General features: G+C 59.0%; 22 protein-coding genes. 12 read left to right on the top strand and 10 right to left on the bottom strand.

Annotation, left to right across the window (positions count from 1 at the left end; translation table 11 throughout):
* Nucleotides 1-631: 631 nt before the first annotated feature.
* The gene (locus ACIOVB_RS24735) at nucleotides 632-913 is read left to right on the top strand and encodes a GNAT family N-acetyltransferase (protein ID WP_003226804.1); all 282 of its coding nucleotides are present in this window, start codon (nucleotides 632-634) and stop codon (nucleotides 911-913) included.
* A gap of 65 nt (nucleotides 914-978) precedes the next feature.
* On the opposite strand, the gene ACIOVB_RS24730 is transcribed toward ACIOVB_RS24735, so the two are convergent.
* Together ACIOVB_RS24730 and ACIOVB_RS24725 are read right to left on the bottom strand one after the other, a co-directional pair.
* Complete coding sequence (locus tag ACIOVB_RS24730; RefSeq protein ID WP_042560279.1) at nucleotides 979-2,055, bottom strand: 3-deoxy-7-phosphoheptulonate synthase; 1,077 nt, start codon at nucleotides 2,053-2,055, stop codon at nucleotides 979-981.
* Between the two features lie 130 nt (nucleotides 2,056-2,185).
* Complete coding sequence (locus ACIOVB_RS24725) at nucleotides 2,186-2,629, bottom strand: PilZ domain-containing protein (RefSeq protein WP_401271956.1); 444 nt, start codon at nucleotides 2,627-2,629, stop codon at nucleotides 2,186-2,188.
* On the opposite strand from ACIOVB_RS24725, the gene ACIOVB_RS24720 reads away from it, so the two are divergent.
* From ACIOVB_RS24720 to cysB, 5 genes are all read left to right on the top strand, one after another.
* A complete protein-coding gene (locus ACIOVB_RS24720; RefSeq protein ID WP_187677680.1) occupies nucleotides 2,628-3,014 on the top strand; it encodes a co-chaperone YbbN in 387 nt (128 codons plus the stop codon). The two genes, ACIOVB_RS24725 and ACIOVB_RS24720, sit on opposite strands and share 2 nt — an antisense overlap.
* The gene (locus ACIOVB_RS24715) at nucleotides 3,015-3,968 is read left to right on the top strand and encodes a putative 2-dehydropantoate 2-reductase (protein WP_401271955.1); all 954 of its coding nucleotides are present in this window, start codon (nucleotides 3,015-3,017) and stop codon (nucleotides 3,966-3,968) included. It begins immediately after the preceding gene.
* 32 nt (nucleotides 3,969-4,000) lie between these two features.
* A complete protein-coding gene (locus ACIOVB_RS24710) occupies nucleotides 4,001-4,906 on the top strand; it encodes a 5'-nucleotidase (protein ID WP_401271954.1) in 906 nt (301 codons plus the stop codon).
* 98 nt (nucleotides 4,907-5,004) lie between these two features.
* Nucleotides 5,005-5,508, top strand: a complete 504-nt coding sequence (locus ACIOVB_RS24705) for a universal stress protein (protein ID WP_187677677.1) — start codon at nucleotides 5,005-5,007, stop codon at nucleotides 5,506-5,508.
* 113 nt (nucleotides 5,509-5,621) lie between these two features.
* Nucleotides 5,622-6,596, top strand: coding sequence for an HTH-type transcriptional regulator CysB (gene cysB, locus ACIOVB_RS24700; RefSeq protein WP_007908591.1), 975 nt, complete (start codon nucleotides 5,622-5,624; stop codon nucleotides 6,594-6,596).
* A gap of 9 nt (nucleotides 6,597-6,605) precedes the next feature.
* Here the strand turns inward: cysB and ACIOVB_RS24695 are convergent, their stop codons facing one another.
* Both ACIOVB_RS24695 and ACIOVB_RS24690 read right to left on the bottom strand, forming a co-directional pair.
* Entirely contained in the window at nucleotides 6,606-7,088 is a 483-nt protein-coding gene (locus tag ACIOVB_RS24695; RefSeq protein WP_042607891.1) for a GreA/GreB family elongation factor, read from the bottom strand.
* Nucleotides 7,089-7,090: 2 nt separating this feature from the next.
* A complete protein-coding gene (locus ACIOVB_RS24690) occupies nucleotides 7,091-7,498 on the bottom strand; it encodes a hypothetical protein (protein WP_187677676.1) in 408 nt (135 codons plus the stop codon).
* 125 nt (nucleotides 7,499-7,623) lie between these two features.
* Between ACIOVB_RS24690 and earP the strand changes: the two genes are divergently transcribed.
* Both earP and ACIOVB_RS24680 read left to right on the top strand, forming a co-directional pair.
* Nucleotides 7,624-8,766, top strand: coding sequence for an elongation factor P maturation arginine rhamnosyltransferase EarP (gene earP, locus ACIOVB_RS24685; protein ID WP_401271953.1), 1,143 nt, complete (start codon nucleotides 7,624-7,626; stop codon nucleotides 8,764-8,766).
* A gap of 48 nt (nucleotides 8,767-8,814) precedes the next feature.
* Complete coding sequence (locus ACIOVB_RS24680; protein WP_028619992.1) at nucleotides 8,815-9,384, top strand: elongation factor P; 570 nt, start codon at nucleotides 8,815-8,817, stop codon at nucleotides 9,382-9,384.
* A 74-nt stretch (nucleotides 9,385-9,458) separates the two neighbouring features.
* Here the strand turns inward: ACIOVB_RS24680 and ACIOVB_RS24675 are convergent, their stop codons facing one another.
* From ACIOVB_RS24675 to ACIOVB_RS24665, 3 genes are all read right to left on the bottom strand, one after another.
* A complete protein-coding gene (locus ACIOVB_RS24675) occupies nucleotides 9,459-9,878 on the bottom strand; it encodes an organic hydroperoxide resistance protein (protein ID WP_187677674.1) in 420 nt (139 codons plus the stop codon).
* 247 nt (nucleotides 9,879-10,125) lie between these two features.
* Nucleotides 10,126-10,590 (bottom strand): MarR family winged helix-turn-helix transcriptional regulator, encoded by a 465-nt coding sequence (locus tag ACIOVB_RS24670; RefSeq protein ID WP_401271952.1) that lies wholly within the window; start codon nucleotides 10,588-10,590, stop codon nucleotides 10,126-10,128.
* Between the two features lie 73 nt (nucleotides 10,591-10,663).
* Nucleotides 10,664-11,620: a LysR family transcriptional regulator gene (locus tag ACIOVB_RS24665; protein ID WP_187677672.1), complete on the bottom strand. Its 957-nt coding sequence runs from the start codon at nucleotides 11,618-11,620 to the stop codon at nucleotides 10,664-10,666.
* Between the two features lie 113 nt (nucleotides 11,621-11,733).
* Here ACIOVB_RS24665 and ACIOVB_RS24660 point away from each other — a divergent pair, with 113 nt between their 5' ends.
* On the top strand, nucleotides 11,734-12,480 hold the full coding sequence (locus tag ACIOVB_RS24660) for a sulfite exporter TauE/SafE family protein (protein WP_222944061.1): 747 nt from the start codon (nucleotides 11,734-11,736) through the stop codon (nucleotides 12,478-12,480).
* Here ACIOVB_RS24660 and ACIOVB_RS24655 read toward each other — a convergent pair.
* Nucleotides 12,470-13,324: a LysR substrate-binding domain-containing protein gene (locus ACIOVB_RS24655; protein WP_187677831.1), complete on the bottom strand. Its 855-nt coding sequence runs from the start codon at nucleotides 13,322-13,324 to the stop codon at nucleotides 12,470-12,472. The genes ACIOVB_RS24660 and ACIOVB_RS24655 overlap by 11 nt on opposite strands.
* Before the next feature lie 97 nt (nucleotides 13,325-13,421).
* On the opposite strand from ACIOVB_RS24655, the gene ACIOVB_RS24650 reads away from it, so the two are divergent.
* Entirely contained in the window at nucleotides 13,422-13,643 is a 222-nt protein-coding gene (locus ACIOVB_RS24650; RefSeq protein ID WP_187677670.1) for a DUF1127 domain-containing protein, read from the top strand.
* 64 nt (nucleotides 13,644-13,707) lie between these two features.
* Nucleotides 13,708-14,934: a winged helix-turn-helix domain-containing protein gene (locus ACIOVB_RS24645; RefSeq protein ID WP_401271951.1), complete on the top strand. Its 1,227-nt coding sequence runs from the start codon at nucleotides 13,708-13,710 to the stop codon at nucleotides 14,932-14,934.
* Nucleotides 14,935-14,977: 43 nt separating this feature from the next.
* Here the strand turns inward: ACIOVB_RS24645 and ACIOVB_RS24640 are convergent, their stop codons facing one another.
* The gene (locus tag ACIOVB_RS24640) at nucleotides 14,978-16,324 is read right to left on the bottom strand and encodes a class II 3-deoxy-7-phosphoheptulonate synthase (RefSeq protein WP_187681366.1); all 1,347 of its coding nucleotides are present in this window, start codon (nucleotides 16,322-16,324) and stop codon (nucleotides 14,978-14,980) included.
* A gap of 151 nt (nucleotides 16,325-16,475) precedes the next feature.
* On the opposite strand from ACIOVB_RS24640, the gene ACIOVB_RS24635 reads away from it, so the two are divergent.
* On the top strand, nucleotides 16,476-17,231 hold the full coding sequence (locus tag ACIOVB_RS24635) for a spermidine synthase (protein WP_401271950.1): 756 nt from the start codon (nucleotides 16,476-16,478) through the stop codon (nucleotides 17,229-17,231).
* 97 nt (nucleotides 17,232-17,328) lie between these two features.
* On the opposite strand, the gene ACIOVB_RS24630 is transcribed toward ACIOVB_RS24635, so the two are convergent.
* Complete coding sequence (locus ACIOVB_RS24630; RefSeq protein WP_401271949.1) at nucleotides 17,329-18,120, bottom strand: crotonase/enoyl-CoA hydratase family protein; 792 nt, start codon at nucleotides 18,118-18,120, stop codon at nucleotides 17,329-17,331.
* Nucleotides 18,121-18,560 lie beyond the last annotated feature (440 nt).

Below are 18,560 nucleotides of genomic sequence, written 5' to 3'. Positions count from 1 at the left end.
TCCCCATCAAGGACCTTCAATTAAGTGGCTGTCTCCACCGATTGAGGAAATAGCCGGCGTACATACTACCCATTACTTGTAGTAAGTAAACTGACGTAAGGCAAGAAGCAAAAAAAATTGTAGGCGTTGATTCTTTTTCGAGCAACTTTTAACTGAGCTGTTTAAAAAGTATCCAGCTGCAAGCCCCGCGCAGAGCGAGTTATTGAGAAAAAGTTCCCGGTGTCTCGTGCTGTATTGCAGGTAGTGGCTAAAGTCTGTCTATATGACTTCGTCCATACTTTTGTTCCGGATTTGTGTGCTGCTTCGCTTATCTTTGTCCATGTTGAGGTGACTTTAAAAAAGGTCGCACGTCTTAAGTCTCAACATCCGGCAATGTTCAGGTAGTCGGCCGGGGAGATCTTATCCCCCAGCCACCCTGCGTCCATCGGAGCAACCCCGGTCTTTGAGCGTGATGACGAGCGCACCTTGAGCAATTTCGCCAATGGTGCCTACTATTTATTACGTGCTCGGTTGTGCGAGATCGGTGTGTCTCTTCTCGGTGTCCGACAGGCACGGGGTGGCGTAGATGTTCCTTCGCCGGAAAAACATCGGTAAGGTAGGGGTCAGAATTCAAGACCCGCGAGGAGTAGTGATGAGCGAGGCGTTGTCCATCCACCATGACCAGGCTGGTCATCAGTTCGAGACCAATGTGGACGGTCATCGTGCCTACCTGACCTATATGGATCTGGGGAAACAGACCCTGGATATCTATCGCACGTTTGTGCCCAACGCCCTGCGCGGCCGTGGCATTGCCGCAGCGCTGACCGAAAGCGCGCTGCAATACGCCGAAGAAATGGGCTACACGGTGATTCCATCGTGCTCCTACGTCGAGCGCTACATGGAGCGTCATCAGCGTCGCGCCGCGAAGATCTGAGCCATACGCCACACACAAAAACGCCGGGCAATGCCCGGCGTTTTTTTATGCCCGTAAACCGCGTATCAACTGCGCTGGCGTTTTGGCAGAACATCCTTGAGCTTGGCATGCATGCTGCGCAAGGTGTTTTCGGTGGCGGACCAGTCGATGCAAGCATCGGTGATCGACACGCCGTATTGCAGATCGGCGAGGTCTTTTGGAATCGCCTGGCAGCCCCAGTTCAAGTGGCTCTCGACCATCAGGCCGATGATCGACTGGTTGCCTTCGAGGATCTGGTTGGCGACGTTCTCCATCACCAGCGGTTGCAGGGCCGGGTCCTTGTTGGAGTTGGCGTGGCTGCAATCGACCATGATGTTCGGCTTGATCTTCGCCTTGTTCAACGCCTGCTCGCACAGGGCAACGCTGACCGAATCGTAGTTCGGCTTGCCATTGCCACCGCGCAGCACTACGTGACCGTAGGCGTTGCCTTTGGTGGTGACGATCGACACGCCACCTTCCTGGTTGATGCCGAGGAAACGGTGCGGGCTGGAAACCGACTGCAAGGCGTTGATCGCCACAGTCAGACCGCCATCGGTGCCGTTCTTGAAACCGACTGCCGAGGACAGGCCGGAAGCCATCTCACGGTGAGTCTGGGATTCTGTGGTACGCGCGCCGATGGCCGACCAGCTGATCAGGTCCTGCAGATACTGCGGGGAAATCGGGTCCAGGGCTTCGGTGGCAGTCGGCAGGCCTTTTTCGGCCAGGTCCAGCAGCAACTGGCGACCGATGTGCAGACCGTCCTGAATTTTGAAAGAGTCGTCCAGATACGGATCGTTGATCAGACCTTTCCAGCCGACAGTGGTGCGCGGCTTTTCGAAATACACGCGCATGACCAGATACAAGGTATCGGAGACTTCCGCAGCCAGCACCTTCAGGCGCTCGGCGTATTCGTGGGCAGCCTTGATGTCGTGGATCGAGCACGGACCGATCACTACGAACAGACGGTGGTCGGTGCCATCAAGAATGTTGCGAATGACTTCGCGGCCCTTGGTGACGGTGCGCAGGGCAGCGTCGCTCAGAGGAATATCACGCTTGAGCTGATCGGGAGTGATCAGGGTCTCGTTAGAGGCGACGTTTAGGTCGTTGATCGGTAAATCAGCCATCGTTTACTCGTCAGGTCACGGGTGCCGGCCGCCAGCGATCCCCGCGCGGCGGAGCACAGCAGATTTTAGCGCGTCGGGGGAACGGAACCTTAGCGCGTCAGGCGCTGCTCGACAATGGGCAAACGCCGCTTTAATCCAGCACTGGCTGGGCAAAAGCCTTGCGAACGCTGTCCTGGGAGAACTCGTCGGCGTGCTGTTCGACCCATTGCAGGGCCAGCGCCTGAATATCCTGCAGGTCATCGTGGGTGTCGTTCATGCGGCAGTAGCGTTCGATCTGACACACCTGCTCACCCATTCGCGCGCTGAACAGCGTTTGTTCGTCGGTGAAGGCGATACCCAGCAGATAGCCTTTTTTGCGGCGCAAACACCACGCCACGTACCCCGGAAAACAGATGTCGGCATTGAGCGTCGGCATGCGCACTTGCAGGGCCGTACCGTGGCGCCAGGCACGGTGGTAATTGCAAGCGATCCCGCCGAGGCTGATAGTGTGCAGCCGTTGCCTGGAAATACACTCAGGCTTGAGTAAGGTTAATTCAACCGGCACTTCGTCCGGATGAGGAATGAAACGTCCCATGAGCACAGACTCCCTGTGTCGGCCATTTGACATTGTTTCCCCCAGTATAGTGGTCGAATCCGAACTGACCGATTTCGATGCCGACCAGCGACTGCTGGCAATGAGTGGCGTTTCTCTGGTGATTTTCACCAGCGTCGGCTGCGCCAGTTGCCGCTATGCCCGTGAGGTATTGCCCGGTTTTGACTTGGCGGTGGATCGGCTGTGCTGGATAGACGCCAGTGACAACGGCGGGCTGGTGGAGCGTTACCAGGTCTTTCATTTGCCGGCGCTGTTTGTGGTGCGCGACGGTGAGTTCTTTGGGGCATTGCATACGCGCCTTACGGCCGAAGAGCTGAACGCGTCGCTGGCGCAGGCGCTGGGGCGAATTGCAGAGGAGTTGCCATAAATGGGGACAATCAACAAACCGGTAGTGGGGATCATCGGTACTGGCGCCATCGGCGGGTTCTACGGATTGATGCTGGCACGAGCCGGATTCGATGTGCACTTTCTGTTGCGCAGTGAGTTTTCGGCTGTGGCCGAGCGCGGCTTGCAGGTGGACAGCGCGGTGCACGGCAAGCTGACGCTGAATCCGGTGCAGGCCTATTCTGCTGCTGAAGAGATGCCCAAGTGCGACTGGCTGCTGGTCGGTGCCAAGACCACCAGTTCGGCAGGCCTCGCTCCGGCGATCATTCAAGCGGCCAGGCCCGATGCGAAAGTGCTGGTGCTGCAAAATGGTCTGGACGTCGAGGACAGTCTGCGTGAGTTGTTGCCTGAGTCCCTGCATGTGTTGGGTGGTCTGTGCCTGGTCTGCGTGCATCGCGACGGGCCGGGGCAGATTACCCACCAAGCCCTCGGCGCAGTAAACGTCGGTTATCACAGCGGCCCGGCAGTCGATGACGCGGCACGTATGGCGTTGGTCGAAGAAGGCGCCGGACTGTTCCGTGCCGCGGGTATCGACTCCCAGGCAATGCCCAATCTACATCAGGCACGCTGGCAGAAACTGGTCTGGAATATTCCCTACAACGGTCTCTCGGTGTTACTCGGCGCCAGCACTACGCCACTGATGGCCGACGACGACAGCCGCGCATTGATCCAGGCGCTTATGGCCGAAGTGGTGCTGGGCGCGCGGGCTTGCGGTCACGAGATCCCGCCCGGTTATGCCGAGTACCTGTTCATGATGACCGAGAAAATGCCCGACTACTGGCCGAGCATGTACCACGACTTCTTGCATAAGCGACCTCTGGAGCTGGAGGCGATTTATGCCCGACCACTGGTGGCGGCGAGAGCGGCAGGCTGTGAGCTGCCGCGCATCGAGGCGCTGTATCGCAATTTGAGTTTTATCGACCGACGTAACGTTTAAGTCGGTTTTTTGTTGTGGGGGCGGGGGAAGGCATGGCCAAGAACATCGATGACAAACTGGTGCTGGCGATTTCGTCGCGCGCCTTGTTCGACCTGAGCGAGAGCCACAAGGTCTACCTGTCGAGCGGCGTCGAAGCCTACCGGCAATACCAGATCGAGCACGAAGACGAGATCCTCGCGCCCGGTGACGCCTTTCCACTGGTGGAAAAACTCTTGAGCCTGAACAGTCGCCTGGGCCGGGCGCGGGTCGAGGTGATTCTGGTGTCACGCAACAGCGCCGACACCGGGTTGCGCGTGTTCAATTCGATTCATCATTACGGCCTGGCGATTTCCCGCGCGGCGTTTGTCGGCGGGCGCAGTCCTTATCCCTATCTGAAGGCGTTTGGTTGCGACCTGTTTCTCTCCACTCATGCCGAGGACGTTCGCGCGGCGCTGGATGCCGGCTTCGCCGCCGCGACCATTTTGTCCGGGGGCGCCAGCCGTGCGGCCAGCGACGAACTGCGCATCGCCTTCGACGGTGACGCGGTGATCTTTTCCGACGAGTCGGAGCGCGTTTATCAGTCAGGCGGGTTGGAAGCGTTCCAGGCCAAGGAGCGCGAATCGGCGCGTGAGCCATTGCGCGGTGGGCCATTCAAGGGCTTCCTGGCGGCGCTCAATCTGCCGCAACGCGAATTCCCCGACGATGACTGCCCGATCCGTACCGCGCTGGTGACCGCTCGTTCGGCTCCGGCCCATGAACGAGTCATCCGCACGCTGCGCGAGTGGGATATCCGTCTCGATGAATCCCTGTTTCTCGGCGGCCTGACCAAATCGGCGTTTCTCGAAGCGTTTGCCGCCGACGTGTTCTTTGACGATCAGGCCGGCCACTGCGAGCTTGCCCGCGAAGTGGTTGCAACCGGCCATGTGCCACACGGCATCAGCAACGAACCATCGATCTAAAGGCCCTGTGCTTCAAGACGTTGCGTCACACGTCGTACTCGCCAAGGCACTGCTAAGCTGAATCAAATCTCCGCCATGTTGGCTTGCGAGGAGGTCATATGATTCGTTCGATGCTGTATGCCACTGACCTCGGTCTGTACGCGCCGTTTGTGATGCAGCATGCCCTGGCCTTGGCGCGAACGTTCGATGCCGACTTATATGTAGTGCATGCGGTGGAACCGATGGGGCTGTTTGCCGAATCTGTGTTGCAGAGTTATCTCGACGAGCAGGCGTTGAACGAATTCCACAGCCAGGGTCTGAAAACTGTCATCGCCAATATCGAGCAGCGGGTGCTCGACAGTTTTCGTGAAGAACTGGGCGAGGAGGGCGAGCAGGATCTGCAGCGGATTTGCGCGGTGCGCGTGCTACAGGGCGATCCTTCGCAGGTGATTCTCGACCAGGCGCAGAAACTCTCTGTCGATTTGCTGATCGTAGGAAGTCACAGCCACGGGGTAGGCGCGGAAACACCCTTGGGGCGCACGGCGGCGCGGGTACTGCAATTGGCCAAGGTGCCGGTTTATCTGGTGCCGCTGGTGGAGCGTCGGCGCCGGGAGGATCGCTGAGGCAGGAATAATGGCGCTTTGACAAAAAAGTTCTAGATTTATTCTTCAAACCATTAATATAGTTATATACCGTCGCTGATGCCCGTGGCGTCTACCTGCTTTGAGGGATACATATGAAGCTTCAACAATTGCGCTACATCTGGGAAGTGGCGCACCACGACCTCAACGTTTCCGCTACAGCCCAAAGCCTTTACACCTCGCAACCGGGCATCAGTAAACAAATCCGTCTGTTGGAAGATGAGCTCGGCGTTGAAGTGTTTGCCCGCAGCGGCAAGCACCTGACCCGCGTCACGCCCGCCGGCGAGCGCATCATCACCACTGCCGGCGAGATTCTGCGCAAGGTCGAAAGCATCAAGCAGATCGCCCAGGAATTCTCCAACGAGAAGAAAGGTACGCTGTCGATCGCCACGACTCACACCCAGGCGCGTTATGCGTTGCCGCCGGTGATCAGCAATTTCATCAAGCAATACCCTGACGTGGCGCTGCACATGCACCAGGGGTCGCCGATGCAGATCGCCGAAATGGCCGCTGACGGCACCGTCGATTTCGCCATCGCCACCGAAGCGCTTGAGCTGTTCGGCGATCTGGTGATGATGCCGTGCTACCGCTGGAACCGCTGCGTGGTTGTGCCCCAGGGCCACCCGCTGACCAAGCTGCCGAAGCTGACCCTCGAAGCACTGGCCGAATACCCGATCGTGACTTACGTGTTCGGTTTCACCGGCCGCTCGAAACTCGACGAAGCATTCAGCCACCGTGGCCTGACGCCGAAAGTGGTGTTCACCGCTGCCGACGCCGACGTGATCAAAACCTATGTGCGCTTGGGTCTGGGTGTGGGCATCGTGGCGAAAATGGCCGTCGATACCAAACTCGACAACGATCTGGTGGTGCTGGATGCCAGCGAGCTGTTCGAATCGAGCATCACCAAGATCGGTTTCCGTCGTGGCACCTTCCTGCGTGGTTTCATGTGCGACTTCATTGAGAAGTTCGCGCCGCACCTGACCCGCGAAGTGATGGCCAAAGCCATTCAGTGCCACAACAAGCAAGAGCTGGAAGAACTGTTCGACGGCGTCGAACTGCCAGTCCACTAAGTCCCTGCTTCAGAGCACCTCGGTGACAGCAAACTGTTGCCGGGTGCCCGCCACCAGAATCTCCACCTCATCACCTTCGAACTTGCCCAGCAGACTTTTGCCCAGCGGCGAGCGCGGGGTGATGACGGTAATCGGCTGGCCGACCACGTCGACCTTCAGGCCCGCCGCATCCGGCGCCAGAAACAGCCATTGCTCACGACCCTTTTCGTCTTCCAGACCGAGCAGGGCGCCGACCTCAATTCCTCGGTTTTCGTCATAGGCACGCAGTGTCAGGTTCTGGCACAGCGCCAGCGACTGACGAATTTCCTCGACGCGTTTCGCTTGCCCGGCCGCCAGATACGAAGCTTCCAGCCCAAGGGTGTCGTACTTGTTTTCGGCGATGTTCTCTTCGTGGGTCGCGGTTTCGTAAGCGGTTTGTGCCGCACGTTCGGCGATATCGAGGTCGATGCGCAATTTGTCGAGAATCAATTGGTGGACGCTGTGCTTGTTCATGATCAATCGCAGAATTGTAAAACGTTGGCGCGGCTCTTTTCGCTTGGCGCGGTTTGGTCCTGTTGCAGCCAGAACTGGCATTTCGGGTTCGACTGATTGCGGTTGCTGCTACGCGCCTGATCCAGACGATTCTGCTGCTCGTTCTTGCGCAGGTTTTCTTCGTACTGATCGAACAGAGGGCTCTGCGGCGGTATCTCCGGAACGGCTTGCACTGCTGGCGGATTGGCCAGTTGCTGCACCGCCTGGGCAACCGGCGCGAGTTGTTCGTTGAACATAAAACGCGAGAGTAGCCAGCATGTCAGCGCAATCGCTAGGAAGCCCAGCCACATGCCCAGGGCAATGCTGCCGGTCAAATGCAACGCGCTAAGCTGAACGGGCAAGGGGCGACGCGGGTTAGGACGGTAGGGCATGGCTGCCTCCTGGCGGATGGGTGCGGGCAAGTGGCGATTGTCGCACGAAGATTAATCGCCGTCGGCTCTTCTGCACGACGTCATTTATGCGGACAATCGCTGCTTTTGCCAACGGGGAGTCTTGAATGCCGCCACTGAAAACCCGCTGGGATATTTTTTGCACTGTGGTCGACAACTATGGCGACATCGGCGTGACCTGGCGTCTGGCCCGGCAACTGGTCGCCGAGCATTCGCTGACGGTGCGGCTGTGGGTCGATGATCTGCGCGCGTTCGAGCGCATTTGTCCGGAAATCGACGTCAGCGCAGCGCAGCAATGGCAGCAGGGCGTCGAGGTACGCCACTGGCCGAGCGAGTGGCTCCATGCTGACGCTGCCGACGTGGTGATTGCCGCGTTTGCCTGCCAACTGCCGAGTGCTTACATGGACGCCATGGCCGAGCGCGAAAAGCCGCCGCTATGGATGAACCTCGACTATCTGAGCGCCGAAGACTGGGTCACCGGCTGCCACGGCCTGCCGTCGGTGAAGTACAAATCGGTGCAGAAAATCTTCTTCTTTCCGGGCTTCCAGCCAGGCACCGGTGGGCTATTGCGTGAACGAGGATTGCTTGCACAGCGTCAGCAGTTTCAACAGGATGCCGCAGCGCAGCGACAATTCCTGCAAGGTCTGGGGATTGAACGCGCGCCTGACGCCCAGTTGATTTCCCTGTTTGCCTACGAGAACGCCGGGCTGGCCAGTTGGCTGGACGTGTTGGCAGCAGACGCCACACCGACTCACTTACTGGTGCCGGAGGGGCGGATTCTCGGCGACGTCGCGCGATGGCTCGGTGTTGAGACCCTCTCTGTCGGGGCGATTCATATCCGTCAGGCGCTGACCGTGCAGGTGTTGCCGTTCGTCCGTCAGGATCAATACGATCATTTGCTCTGGTGCTGCGATTTCAACGCGGTGCGCGGCGAGGATTCGTTTGTCCGGGCGCAGTGGGCCGGGCGGCCGATGCTCTGGCACATCTATCAGCAGGACGAAGACATTCATCTGGACAAGCTCGATGCCTTCCTCGCGCTCTATACGAAGGAACTTTCGCCGGCTGCTGCCGAGGCGATGAACGGTCTGTGGCGCGCCTGGAGTGCCGGCCAGCCGATCGGCGAGCACTGGCTAGCGGCTCGCAAACATTGGCCAGAACTACACAAAAATGCAGAAGCATGGTGTCTGGAACAGGGCTTGCAAGCCGATCTTGCCGCGGCGCTGGTACAGTTTTACCTAAATTGGATATGATACGCGGCCTAGATTTTTGTAAATCCCATCCAAATTCGGATATTCGCAATGAAAACTGGTAAAGAACTGAAACCCGGTACCGTGATCCGTCTCGAAAACGATCCTTGGCTGGTTCAGAAAGCTGAATTCACCAAGTCGGGCCGTAACAGCGCGATCATGAAGACCAAGCTGAAAAACCTGCTGACCGGTTACAAGACCGAGATCGTTTACAGCGCCGACGACAAACTGGACGACGTAATCCTCGACCGCAAAGAAGCGACCCTGTCCTTCATCAGCGGCGACACCTACACGTTCATGGACACCACTGACTACACCATGTACGAGCTGAACGCTGAAGACATCGAAGCTGTTCTGCCTTTCGTTGAAGAAGGCATGACCGATGTTTGCGAAGCGATCTTCTTCGAAGAGCGTCTGGTTTCCGTAGAGCTGCCGACCACCATCGTGCGCGTAGTTGACTACACCGAAGGTTCGGCTCGCGGCGACACTTCCGGCAAGGTCATGAAGCCAGCCAAGCTGAGCAACGGTACCGAGCTGCAAGTTGCTGACTTCATCGAAATCGGTGACAAGATCGAAATCGACACCCGCGAAGGCGGTTCCTACAAAGGCCGTGCCAAATAAGCACTGCTTTTTGCGGAAAGAAAAAGCCCGACCATTGAGTCGGGCTTTTTTGTGCCTGCGATTTTTTGCTTTATTTACACGGTGACGTGCAGACGTACATCGACATTGCCACGGGTGGCGTTGGAGTACGGGCAGACCTGGTGGGCAGCGTCGACCAGGCTTTGCGCGTCGGCTTGTTCAAGACCTGGCAGGCTGATGTGCAGGTCGATGTCCAGACCGAAACCACCAGGGATCTGGCCGATACCAACGTGAGCGGTGATCGCCGCGTCGTCCGGGATTTTGCGCTTGGTCTGGCTGGCTACGAATTTCAGCGCGCCGATGAAGCAGGCCGAATAACCGGCAGCAAACAGTTGCTCAGGGTTGGTCGCTGCGCCGCCAGCACCACCGAGTTCTTTCGGGGTGGCGAGTTTGACGTCGAGGACGTTGTCACTGGAGATCGCACGACCGTCACGGCCGCCGGTGGAGGTTGCGATTGCGGTGTAGAGAGTTTGCATGGTGTGGGCCTCGTTTAGTGTCATTGATTGCGCTAACTGTTTGCGCGCTAAGTAAGTTCGAGGTGAATATAGTCCGCAAATATTTAGTGCGCAAGATAATTTTTTAAGGAAAGTGAAGGAGCGCGCCCAAGTGGAGGGATTCAGCGCGCTGGATGTATTGATCTAGAGAGGTTGAAGGGTCAAAAGCCGACAGCAAAAAATGTTCAGGTCGGGCGAAATCTCAGCAGAAAAAGAGATTCCTTGGGTTCTAGATAAGGCTGTCTTGCAGATGACTGCGCAGCACTTGCAGCTCAGCCTGCAGATTTTGCAGGCGCTCAAGGGTAAAGCCGCTGGCACCGAGAATGCATTGCGGAACGGTTTTGGCCTTTTCCTTGAGTGCTCGGCCTTTCGCAGTCAATTCAACAATCACCACGCGCTCATCCTCACGACTGCGGGTCCGGCTCAACAAGCCTTCACCTTCCAGACGTTTGAGCAACGGCGTTAGGGAGCCGGGATCAGTCAACAGTCGCGTGCTGATTTCTCCCACCGTCAAACCATCCTTCTCCCACAACACCATCATCGCCAGATACTGCGGATAGGTCAGGCCCAGCGCTTGCAAAAGCGGCTTGTAGACCTTGGTCAGCATCAGCGAAGTGGAATGCAATGCGAAGCAGGCCTGATTATCCAGCAACAGGTCTTCGCAGTGGTCTGGGGTGTTGCGTTCGGTGCTCATGTGTAAACCTTGATCAATGATGCTCATGAATCTAGCGCTCGAATCTTTAATGCGCCAGATAATTCTCTGAAACCTAGTGCCGGCCCAAGTCCCGTTGCAGCGCCAGATCCCAGGGTGGCACCGGGCTGAAGCGGGTCTTGAGATACTCCAGCAATAAACGGCTGCGCGAGTGGGTCTGCTGCTCCATCCGCAAGGCGTAGATGCCGGTGGATTCGGGTCGTGGCAGGCCATTTTCACAAAACAGCGGCAACAATTCGCCACGCAGCAGGTATTCGCTGGCCAACCAGGTTGGCAGGTGCGCGATGCCCAGCCCCGCCAAAGCACCGCACACCAGAGCCTCGGCGTTATTGGCGCTCATGCGGATGCGCGCCGGGCGGTGTAATTGCATCTGCCCGTCCTGTTCGAAGCGCCACGCAAAGGGTGGGGCGAGACCGTCCCAATCCAGACCGTCATGTTCGCTCAACTGCGCAGGATGATTCGGTACACCGCGACGCTTGAGGTAGTCGGGACTGGCGCAAGCGATGCGCACCATGCTCGCCAACGGGGTGGCGACCAGTCGGGTATCGGCCATTTGTCCGGCACGCAGCACCAGATCGACTTTGCCCAGATTCGAGCCGTGCATGTCGACGAAACTGTCGATCAGGTGCAACTGCACGTCGAGCCCCGGATACAACACCAGAAAGTCGGCAATCACCGGTGCCAAGTGTCGGCGCCCGAATGCAGCCGGCGCATCGATGCGAATCAAACCTTCCGGCGCACTGCTCAGCGACACCGCTTCGGCGCGGGCCAGTTGCAGTTCGGCAACGATCCGTCGCGCCCGTTCGGCAAAGGCCAGACCTGCCGGCGTGGCGCGTACGGCATGCGTGCTGCGAATGAACAACTGGCTGCCCACCGCGCTTTCCAGGCTATCGATGCGCCGGGCAACCGCCGACGGCGTCAGCGGATGACGGCGTGAGGCGGCGGAAAAGCTGCCACTCTCCAGCACATCGAGAAACAGTCCGAGTTGATCGGTCAATTGGTTGGGATTCATGTCGGTTCAATGCTTGTGCGAATTCGGCATAGCCATTGTGCGTTGCTATGCGTTTCCCCGCCAGCCGCGACTGCGTAGGATGTTTCGCCTGACGTAAGAGGAATTCGACTGTGATGGAGTTTTTGTTGTACCTGCTGTTCGGCGCCGCCCTCGGCACGCTCGGTGGCATCTTCGGCATCGGCGGTGGCTTGATCGCGATTCCATTGCTCGGCGTCTGGTTCGGCCTTGATCAGCAGATCGCTCAAGGCACGGCGCTGGTGATGGTGGTGCCGAACGTGATGCTGGCGCTGTGGCGTTATCACCAGCGCAATCGCATCGAACTGCGTCATGCGTTGCCGCTGGCGGTGATGGGGTTCTGCTTCGCGTGGATCGGTTCGATCTGGGCCGTGGGCATCGATGCGCAAACCATGCGTATCGGTTTTGTCGCGTTCCTGGTCGCATTGTCCGCCTATAACTTGCTGAAGATGTTCGGCAAGCGCCCGGCGCCAACGTCCGAGATGCGTTATTCCTGGCCGTGGCTGGGTGTACTCGGTGCGGCGTCCGGGACCATGGGCGGGTTGTTTGGTGTCGGCGGGGCAGTCGTGGCGACGCCCGTACTCACCAGCCTGTTCGGCACTACTCAGGTGGTCGCCCAAGGCTTGTCGCTGGCGCTGGCACTGCCGAGCACAGGCGTGACGCTGGTGACCTACGCGGTGCACCACGAAGTGGACTGGATGATTGGTCTGCCGCTGGCCATCGGCGGTCTGGCCAGCATCAGTTGGGGCGTGAAAGTTGCCCACGCGATGCCGGAAAAACTCCTGCGTGGGCTGTTCTGCGGGTTTCTGGTGCTGTGCGCGGTGATGCTTGCCTTTAAAGTTTGAAGCCTTCGACGATGTGCTCGGCCAGGCATTCGGTGATCGGCGACGGATTGTTCAAGTTGCGGATCAGCATGATGCTGGCCTCGGGCAACAGCGGCAGATCCTCGTTGGCTCCCAGAATGCGCATGTCCGGGGTGATCAGGCTTTCCAGTTGCGCGGTGATCGCCAGACCCGCGCTCACCACCGCCATCAGCGCCGACAGGCTGGTGCTGTTGTAGGCGATGCGGTAATCGCGACCCATCGCGTCCAGCGCATTGCAGGCCCACAAGCGGCAGAAACAATCACTGTTGAACATCGCTAGCGGCAGCGGCGTCTGTTCATGGGCGCTGAAGTTTTGCGCCTCGGCCCAGACAAACCGTTCTTTGCGCAGTAACTGGCCGATCTCGTTACCGGGTTCGCGGGTGACGATCGACAGATCAAGATCGGTGCGCTGCAACAACTGTTTGGTCGATTCGCAATGCACTTCGATCTGGATCAGCGGATAGAACTGCGCAAATCGCGACAGGATCCCCGGCAGAAAACGCATCACGTAATCATCCGGCGTGCCGATGCGCACGGTGCCGACCATGTGCGGCTCGCGCAGAGTGTTGAACACTTCGCTGTGCAGCTTGAGGATGCGCCGCGCGTAACCGAGCAGCACCTGGCCTTCGGCGGTCAGGCGAACCTGCCGGCCGTCACGCTCGAACAACTGGCGCTGCAGCACGTCTTCTTCCAGACGTTTCATCTGCATGCTCACCGCCGATTGCGTGCGGTTGACCATCTCTCCAGCGCGGGTGAAACCGCCCTGATCGGCAATTGCGACAAAGGTGCGAAGTACATCGGTATCAATACTGGGGTAGGCCGACAATTGATGAATCTCCGTGATGCATGCCATCAGAAACATTCGTTGGATTGATCTTAGCGCCGGCGCGAGACTTGAGCCATCCACAACGGAGGTCAAGACGATGAAAGGTCAAAGAGAGTCTGTAGGTGAAGAAGCGTTTTCCGGCCATGGCCATATGGTTTCGGACCTGCTGCACAAGTTTAGCCGCTGGTACGAACTGCACCGTGAACGAGAGTTGCTTGCCAGTCTGAGCGACGAAGCGCTGAAAGACATCGGGGTCAGTCGTGCCGACGTCGAGCACGAGTCAGTGCGGCCGTTCTGGGACGATCCGATGCATAAATGATGAGGCCATTGCTACACAAACACTTCTGGACTGAGGTAGGTTGCGAGCAGACAAGGAGATGCTCATGCCCGCGACACTGTCCTTTTCCCTTAAACAGGCGCGACGTCTGGCGCTGGCTGCCCAAGGGTTCAACGGGCGCCAGCCGCCGACCGTCAAGGCGCCGCACGTCAACCGGCTGATCGAACGGCTGGGCCTGCTGCAAATCGATTCCGTCAACGCCGTGGTGCGCTCGCACTACCTTCCGCTGTTTTCCCGTCTGGGTTCCTATTCTTCTGACTTGCTCGACCAGGCCGCCTGGAGTTCGGGGCGTCGTCGTACGCTTTTCGAATACTGGGGGCATGAGGCGTCGTTACTACCGCTGTCGATGTATCCGTTGCTGGGTTGGCGCATGCAGCGGGCCAGGCAAGGTAAAGACATCTATCAGCAACTGGCGAAGTTTGGTCTTGAGCAGCAGGATGTCATTCGCCGGGTTCTGAATGCGGTCCAAGAGCGTGGGGCATTGGGCGCAGGCAGTTTGTCGACCCGTGAAGACAAGCCCGGACAGTGGTGGGACTGGAGTGCGGAAAAGCATGCGCTGGAATGGTTGTTCGCCGCTGGTGAAGTGACGGTGGCCGGGCGACGGGGCTTTGAGCGTTTGTATGATTTGCCGGAGCGGGTGATTCCTTCGGCGATCCTGCAGCAGCCTTTGCCTGATGAGGCTGAGGCTCAGCGCGGGTTATTACTGCATGCGGCGCAAGCGCTGGGCGTAGGCACTGAAAAGGATCTGCGTGATTACTTTCGTCTGAATCCGGCTGATGCCCGTCCGCGTCTGGCCGAGTTGGTTGAGGCCGGACAATTGCAGCTCTGCGAAGTCGCTGATTGGCGGCAAATCGCCTATTGCCTGCCGGAGCCGAAAACCCCTCGCAAAGTGCCGGCCAGTGCGCTGTTGTCACCGTTCGATTCGTTGATCTGGGAGCGCAGCCGCACCGAGCGGTTGTTTGATTTCCGCTATCGGCTGGAGATCTACACGCCGCAGAACAAGCGGGTTTACGGCTATTACGTGCTGCCGTTTTTGCACAATGAGCGGATAGCCGCACGGGTGGATCTGCGTGCCGAGCGGGCGGCGGGGCGGCTGGCGGTGCATGCGGTGCATGAAGAGGAATCAGGGCTGGATGAGGAGGGGATGCTGGCGCTGGCGGTGAATTTGCGGCGCATGGCGGATTGGCTGGGGTTGGAGAGGGTGCAGCTGAATTGTAAGCGCGAGAGTGCGGGGCGGTTGCGGGCGGCATTGGCTCAGATCGGTGGTGACTGAGCAGACACCTTCGCGAGCTTGCTCGCGAAGGAGGTGACGCGGTTTAGCGACGGACTTGCTTCAGTGTTTCGGCGATCAGGAACGCCAATTCCAGCGACTGATCGGCATTCATCCGCGGATCACAGTGGGTGTGATAGCGATCCGACAAGCCATCTTCAGTGATCGGCCGTGCGCCCCCGATGCACTCGGTGACATTCTGCCCGGTCATCTCGATGTGAATCCCGCCGGCGTAACTGCCTTCCGCTTCGTGCACCTGGAAGAACTGCTTCACTTCGCCAAGGATCTGCGCAAAGTCGCGGGTCTTGTAGCCGCTGCTGGCCTTGATAGTGTTGCCGTGCATCGGGTCGGAACTCCACAGCACCTGCTTGCCTTCACGCTGCACCGCGCGGATCAACGCCGGTAAATGATCGCCGACCTTGTTGGCGCCCATTCGCGCGATGAGGTTAAGGCGCCCCGGATCGTTGCTCGGGTTGAGCACGTCGATCAGACGAATCAGATCATCGGGATTCATGCTCGGGCCGACTTTCACCCCGATCGGGTTGTTCACCCCACGCAGAAATTCGACGTGAGCACCGTCGAGCTGACGGGTGCGGTCGCCGATCCACAGCATGTGCGCCGAGCAATCGTAGTAATCGTTGGTCAGGCTGTCGCGACGCACGAAGGCTTCTTCGTAGTTGAGCAGCAGCGCTTCGTGGGCGGTGAAGAAACTGGTTTCGCGCAGTTGCGGCGAGCTGTCCATGCCGCAGGCGCGCATGAAGGCCAGGGTTTCATCGATGCGATCGGCGAGGTGGCTGTATTTCTCGGCCAGCGCGGAGTTGGCGATGAAATCGAGGTTCCACTTGTGCACCTGATGCAGGTCGGCAAAACCGCCCTGGGCGAAGGCGCGCAGCAGGTTCAGGGTCGCGGTGGACTGGTGATAGGACTGCAGCAGACGTTCCGGATCCGGCACGCGACTCTTTTCGTCGAAGCCGATGCCATTGACGATGTCGCCACGGTAGGCCGGCAGGGTCACGCCGTCGATGGTTTCGTCGTTGGCCGAACGCGGCTTGGCGAATTGACCGGCCATGCGCCCGACCTTGACCACCGGGCAACCGGCGGCAAAGGTCATGACGATGGCCATTTGCAGCAGCACCTTAAACGTGTCGCGAATCTTGGCTGCTGAGAATTCAGCGAAGCTTTCAGCGCAATCGCCGCCCTGCAGCAGGAACGCCCGGCCTTGAGTCACCTCGGCAAACTGACGACGCAGCTCCCGCGCTTCGCCGGCAAACACCAGCGGCGGATAACTGGCCAGGGTTTGCTCGACCTGGCGCAGATGCGCGGCGTCGGGGTATTGGGGTTGTTGCTGGATCGGCAGGGCGCGCCAGCTGTCAGGGCTCCAGGGTTGGCTCATCACGGTCTCTAAGGTTCTACGCACGGAACGCCATGGTATCAGCAAATTAGTGCGTGACCTGTTCCCGCCCCATCGCCGACAATCGCCGCTTTGCCACGGCGCCACAGCGGTGCCATCGCGTCACCGCGCCCGGTGACCATCAGGAGACGAAATGACTGAGGAGCGCGTCGAGCTATTGCTCGCCGAGGTACAGGACGAGTTCGGCGTGATTCGCGTGCTGGAGGTGGCCGATTACCGCTTTCTGGAGTTCGGCGATGCGATCGAGCAGAGCTGCGTGTTCACTGCCGACCCGAGCTGGCTGGAATACGACTACACCCGGGCGATGCTGATTGGCGCGCTGTGCCACGAGCATCCGGAGAGTGCGCTGTTCCTCGGATTGGGCGCGGGTACGCTGACTCAGGCTTGCCTCAAGTTTCTGCCGCTGGAAGATGTCGAAGCCATCGAACTGCGTCCGGACGTGCCGCGTCTGGCCATCGAATACCTTGGCCTGGATGACGATCCGCGCCTGTACATCCGCGTCGGCGATGCCCTTGAATTGCTGCCGAGTGCCGAGCCTGCCGATCTGATCTTCGTCGACCTTTACACCGACGTCGGCCCCGGTGTCGGGCATCTGGCCTGGAGTTTTCTCGGCGACTGTCAGAAACGCTTGAATCCGGGCGGCTGGCTGGTGATTAACCAATGGGCTACCGATGACGGCAAACCCTTGGGCGCGGCACTGCTGCGCGGGCTCTATCACCGGCATTACTGGGAGCTGCCGGTGAAGGAGGGCAACGTAATTCTGATTGTGCCAGCGGATCTGGATCAGGCGCTGGACATGCAGGCGTTGACTGCCCGGGCTGAAGCGCTGGCGCCGCAGTTGGGGTATTCGTTGCAGTCGTTGATCAAGGCGATTCGTCCCGCGACTTGAGCAGTAGGAGCTGCCGAAGGCTGCGATCCTTCTTTTAAAAAATCAAAGTCAAAAGATCGCAACCTGCGGCAGCTCCTACAGGATTTGGTGCGTTTCATCAGATGCCTTTGAAGACCCCGGGCCGCCGCTCAACCAGCGACCGTACACCTTCCTTGGCATCCTCGCTGGCCAGCAACTTCTTCACCAGCGCCGGCAAGCCCTGTGCTGCCGCCGTCTCACCTTCATACCGCGCCTGGCGCGCCGACATCAACGTCGCCTGCACCCCTAACGGCGCCTGTTGCGCAATCCGTTCGGCCAGTTCAATGGCCCGGGGCAGCAGATCCTCGCTGGCCATCACTTCCTGCACCAATCCCAGGTGCAAGGCATCGTGTGCATCGAATTCGTCTCCGGTCAGCAACCACCGCATGGCATTGCCCCAACCGGCTACCTGATGAAAGCGCAGAGTCGCGCCGCCAAAAGGAAAGATCCCACGCTGCACTTCCATCTGGGCGAACCGGGTATTGCTCGCGCAAAGGTTGATATCAGCGGCCAGCATCAGCTCGATGCCGATGGTCAGGCAGTAACCCTGTGCCGCGACAATCACCGGTTTGCTCACCCGTGGCCCGACGAAAACACCCCACGGATCACAACCGCCGGTCGGAACTACCCAGCCTTGGGCAAGTGCCGAGCTGGCATTGACCAGATCCAGGCCGGCGGTAAAGTGTTCGCCATGGCCGAACACCACTGCCACCCGCGCCTCGCTATCCGCCTCAAACTCGCCATACGCCAGGCTCAGCTCATTGAGCAGGTCGAGGTCGAAAGCATTGCGCTTGGCGGCTCGGTCGAGGCCGATCAGGTGGAGATGGCCACGACGTTCACGGCTGACGCGGCCGGGGCAGGGCTGATTCATGGATAACTCCTCGGGCGGGAAGGGCGGGTGCAGCGACGGTATGCCGCAGATCGATGAATCGTTTAAGCGTCATCACCTGCGTGGCCGGGCCTTTGAAAAATAGACCTTCGCACGATTATCCGCAAAACCCCGTTACACAGCGGTGACACACGCATTCAGGCAATAAAAAAAGCTCCCTATTTGGGCGAAATCCGGTATAGTGCGCGCCGGCCTTTAACCGGGCCGCGTTTAGGTAGCGCAATTCCCCGAAGTCAGCTTCGGCTGCACGTCCGCATTGCGGGCTCTTCCCGGACGATTCTTTTTTTTCATTCATACGTTTTCGCAAATCCCCGCCGACAAAGCTGCCAGGGCGACTCTTGAGTCTCAACACGGCATGCGCAGCTTTGGAGCATGGGTCTTTGCGGATGCACTTAGAGGCAGACCCATGACCCAGGAAACCG

Source organism: Pseudomonas sp. NPDC087639 (genome assembly GCF_044743385.1).
Classification (GTDB): Bacteria; Pseudomonadota; Gammaproteobacteria; order Pseudomonadales; family Pseudomonadaceae; genus Aquipseudomonas.
Note: the sequence above shows the minus strand (reverse complement) of the source record. Positions and strands in the feature narration are given on the sequence as shown.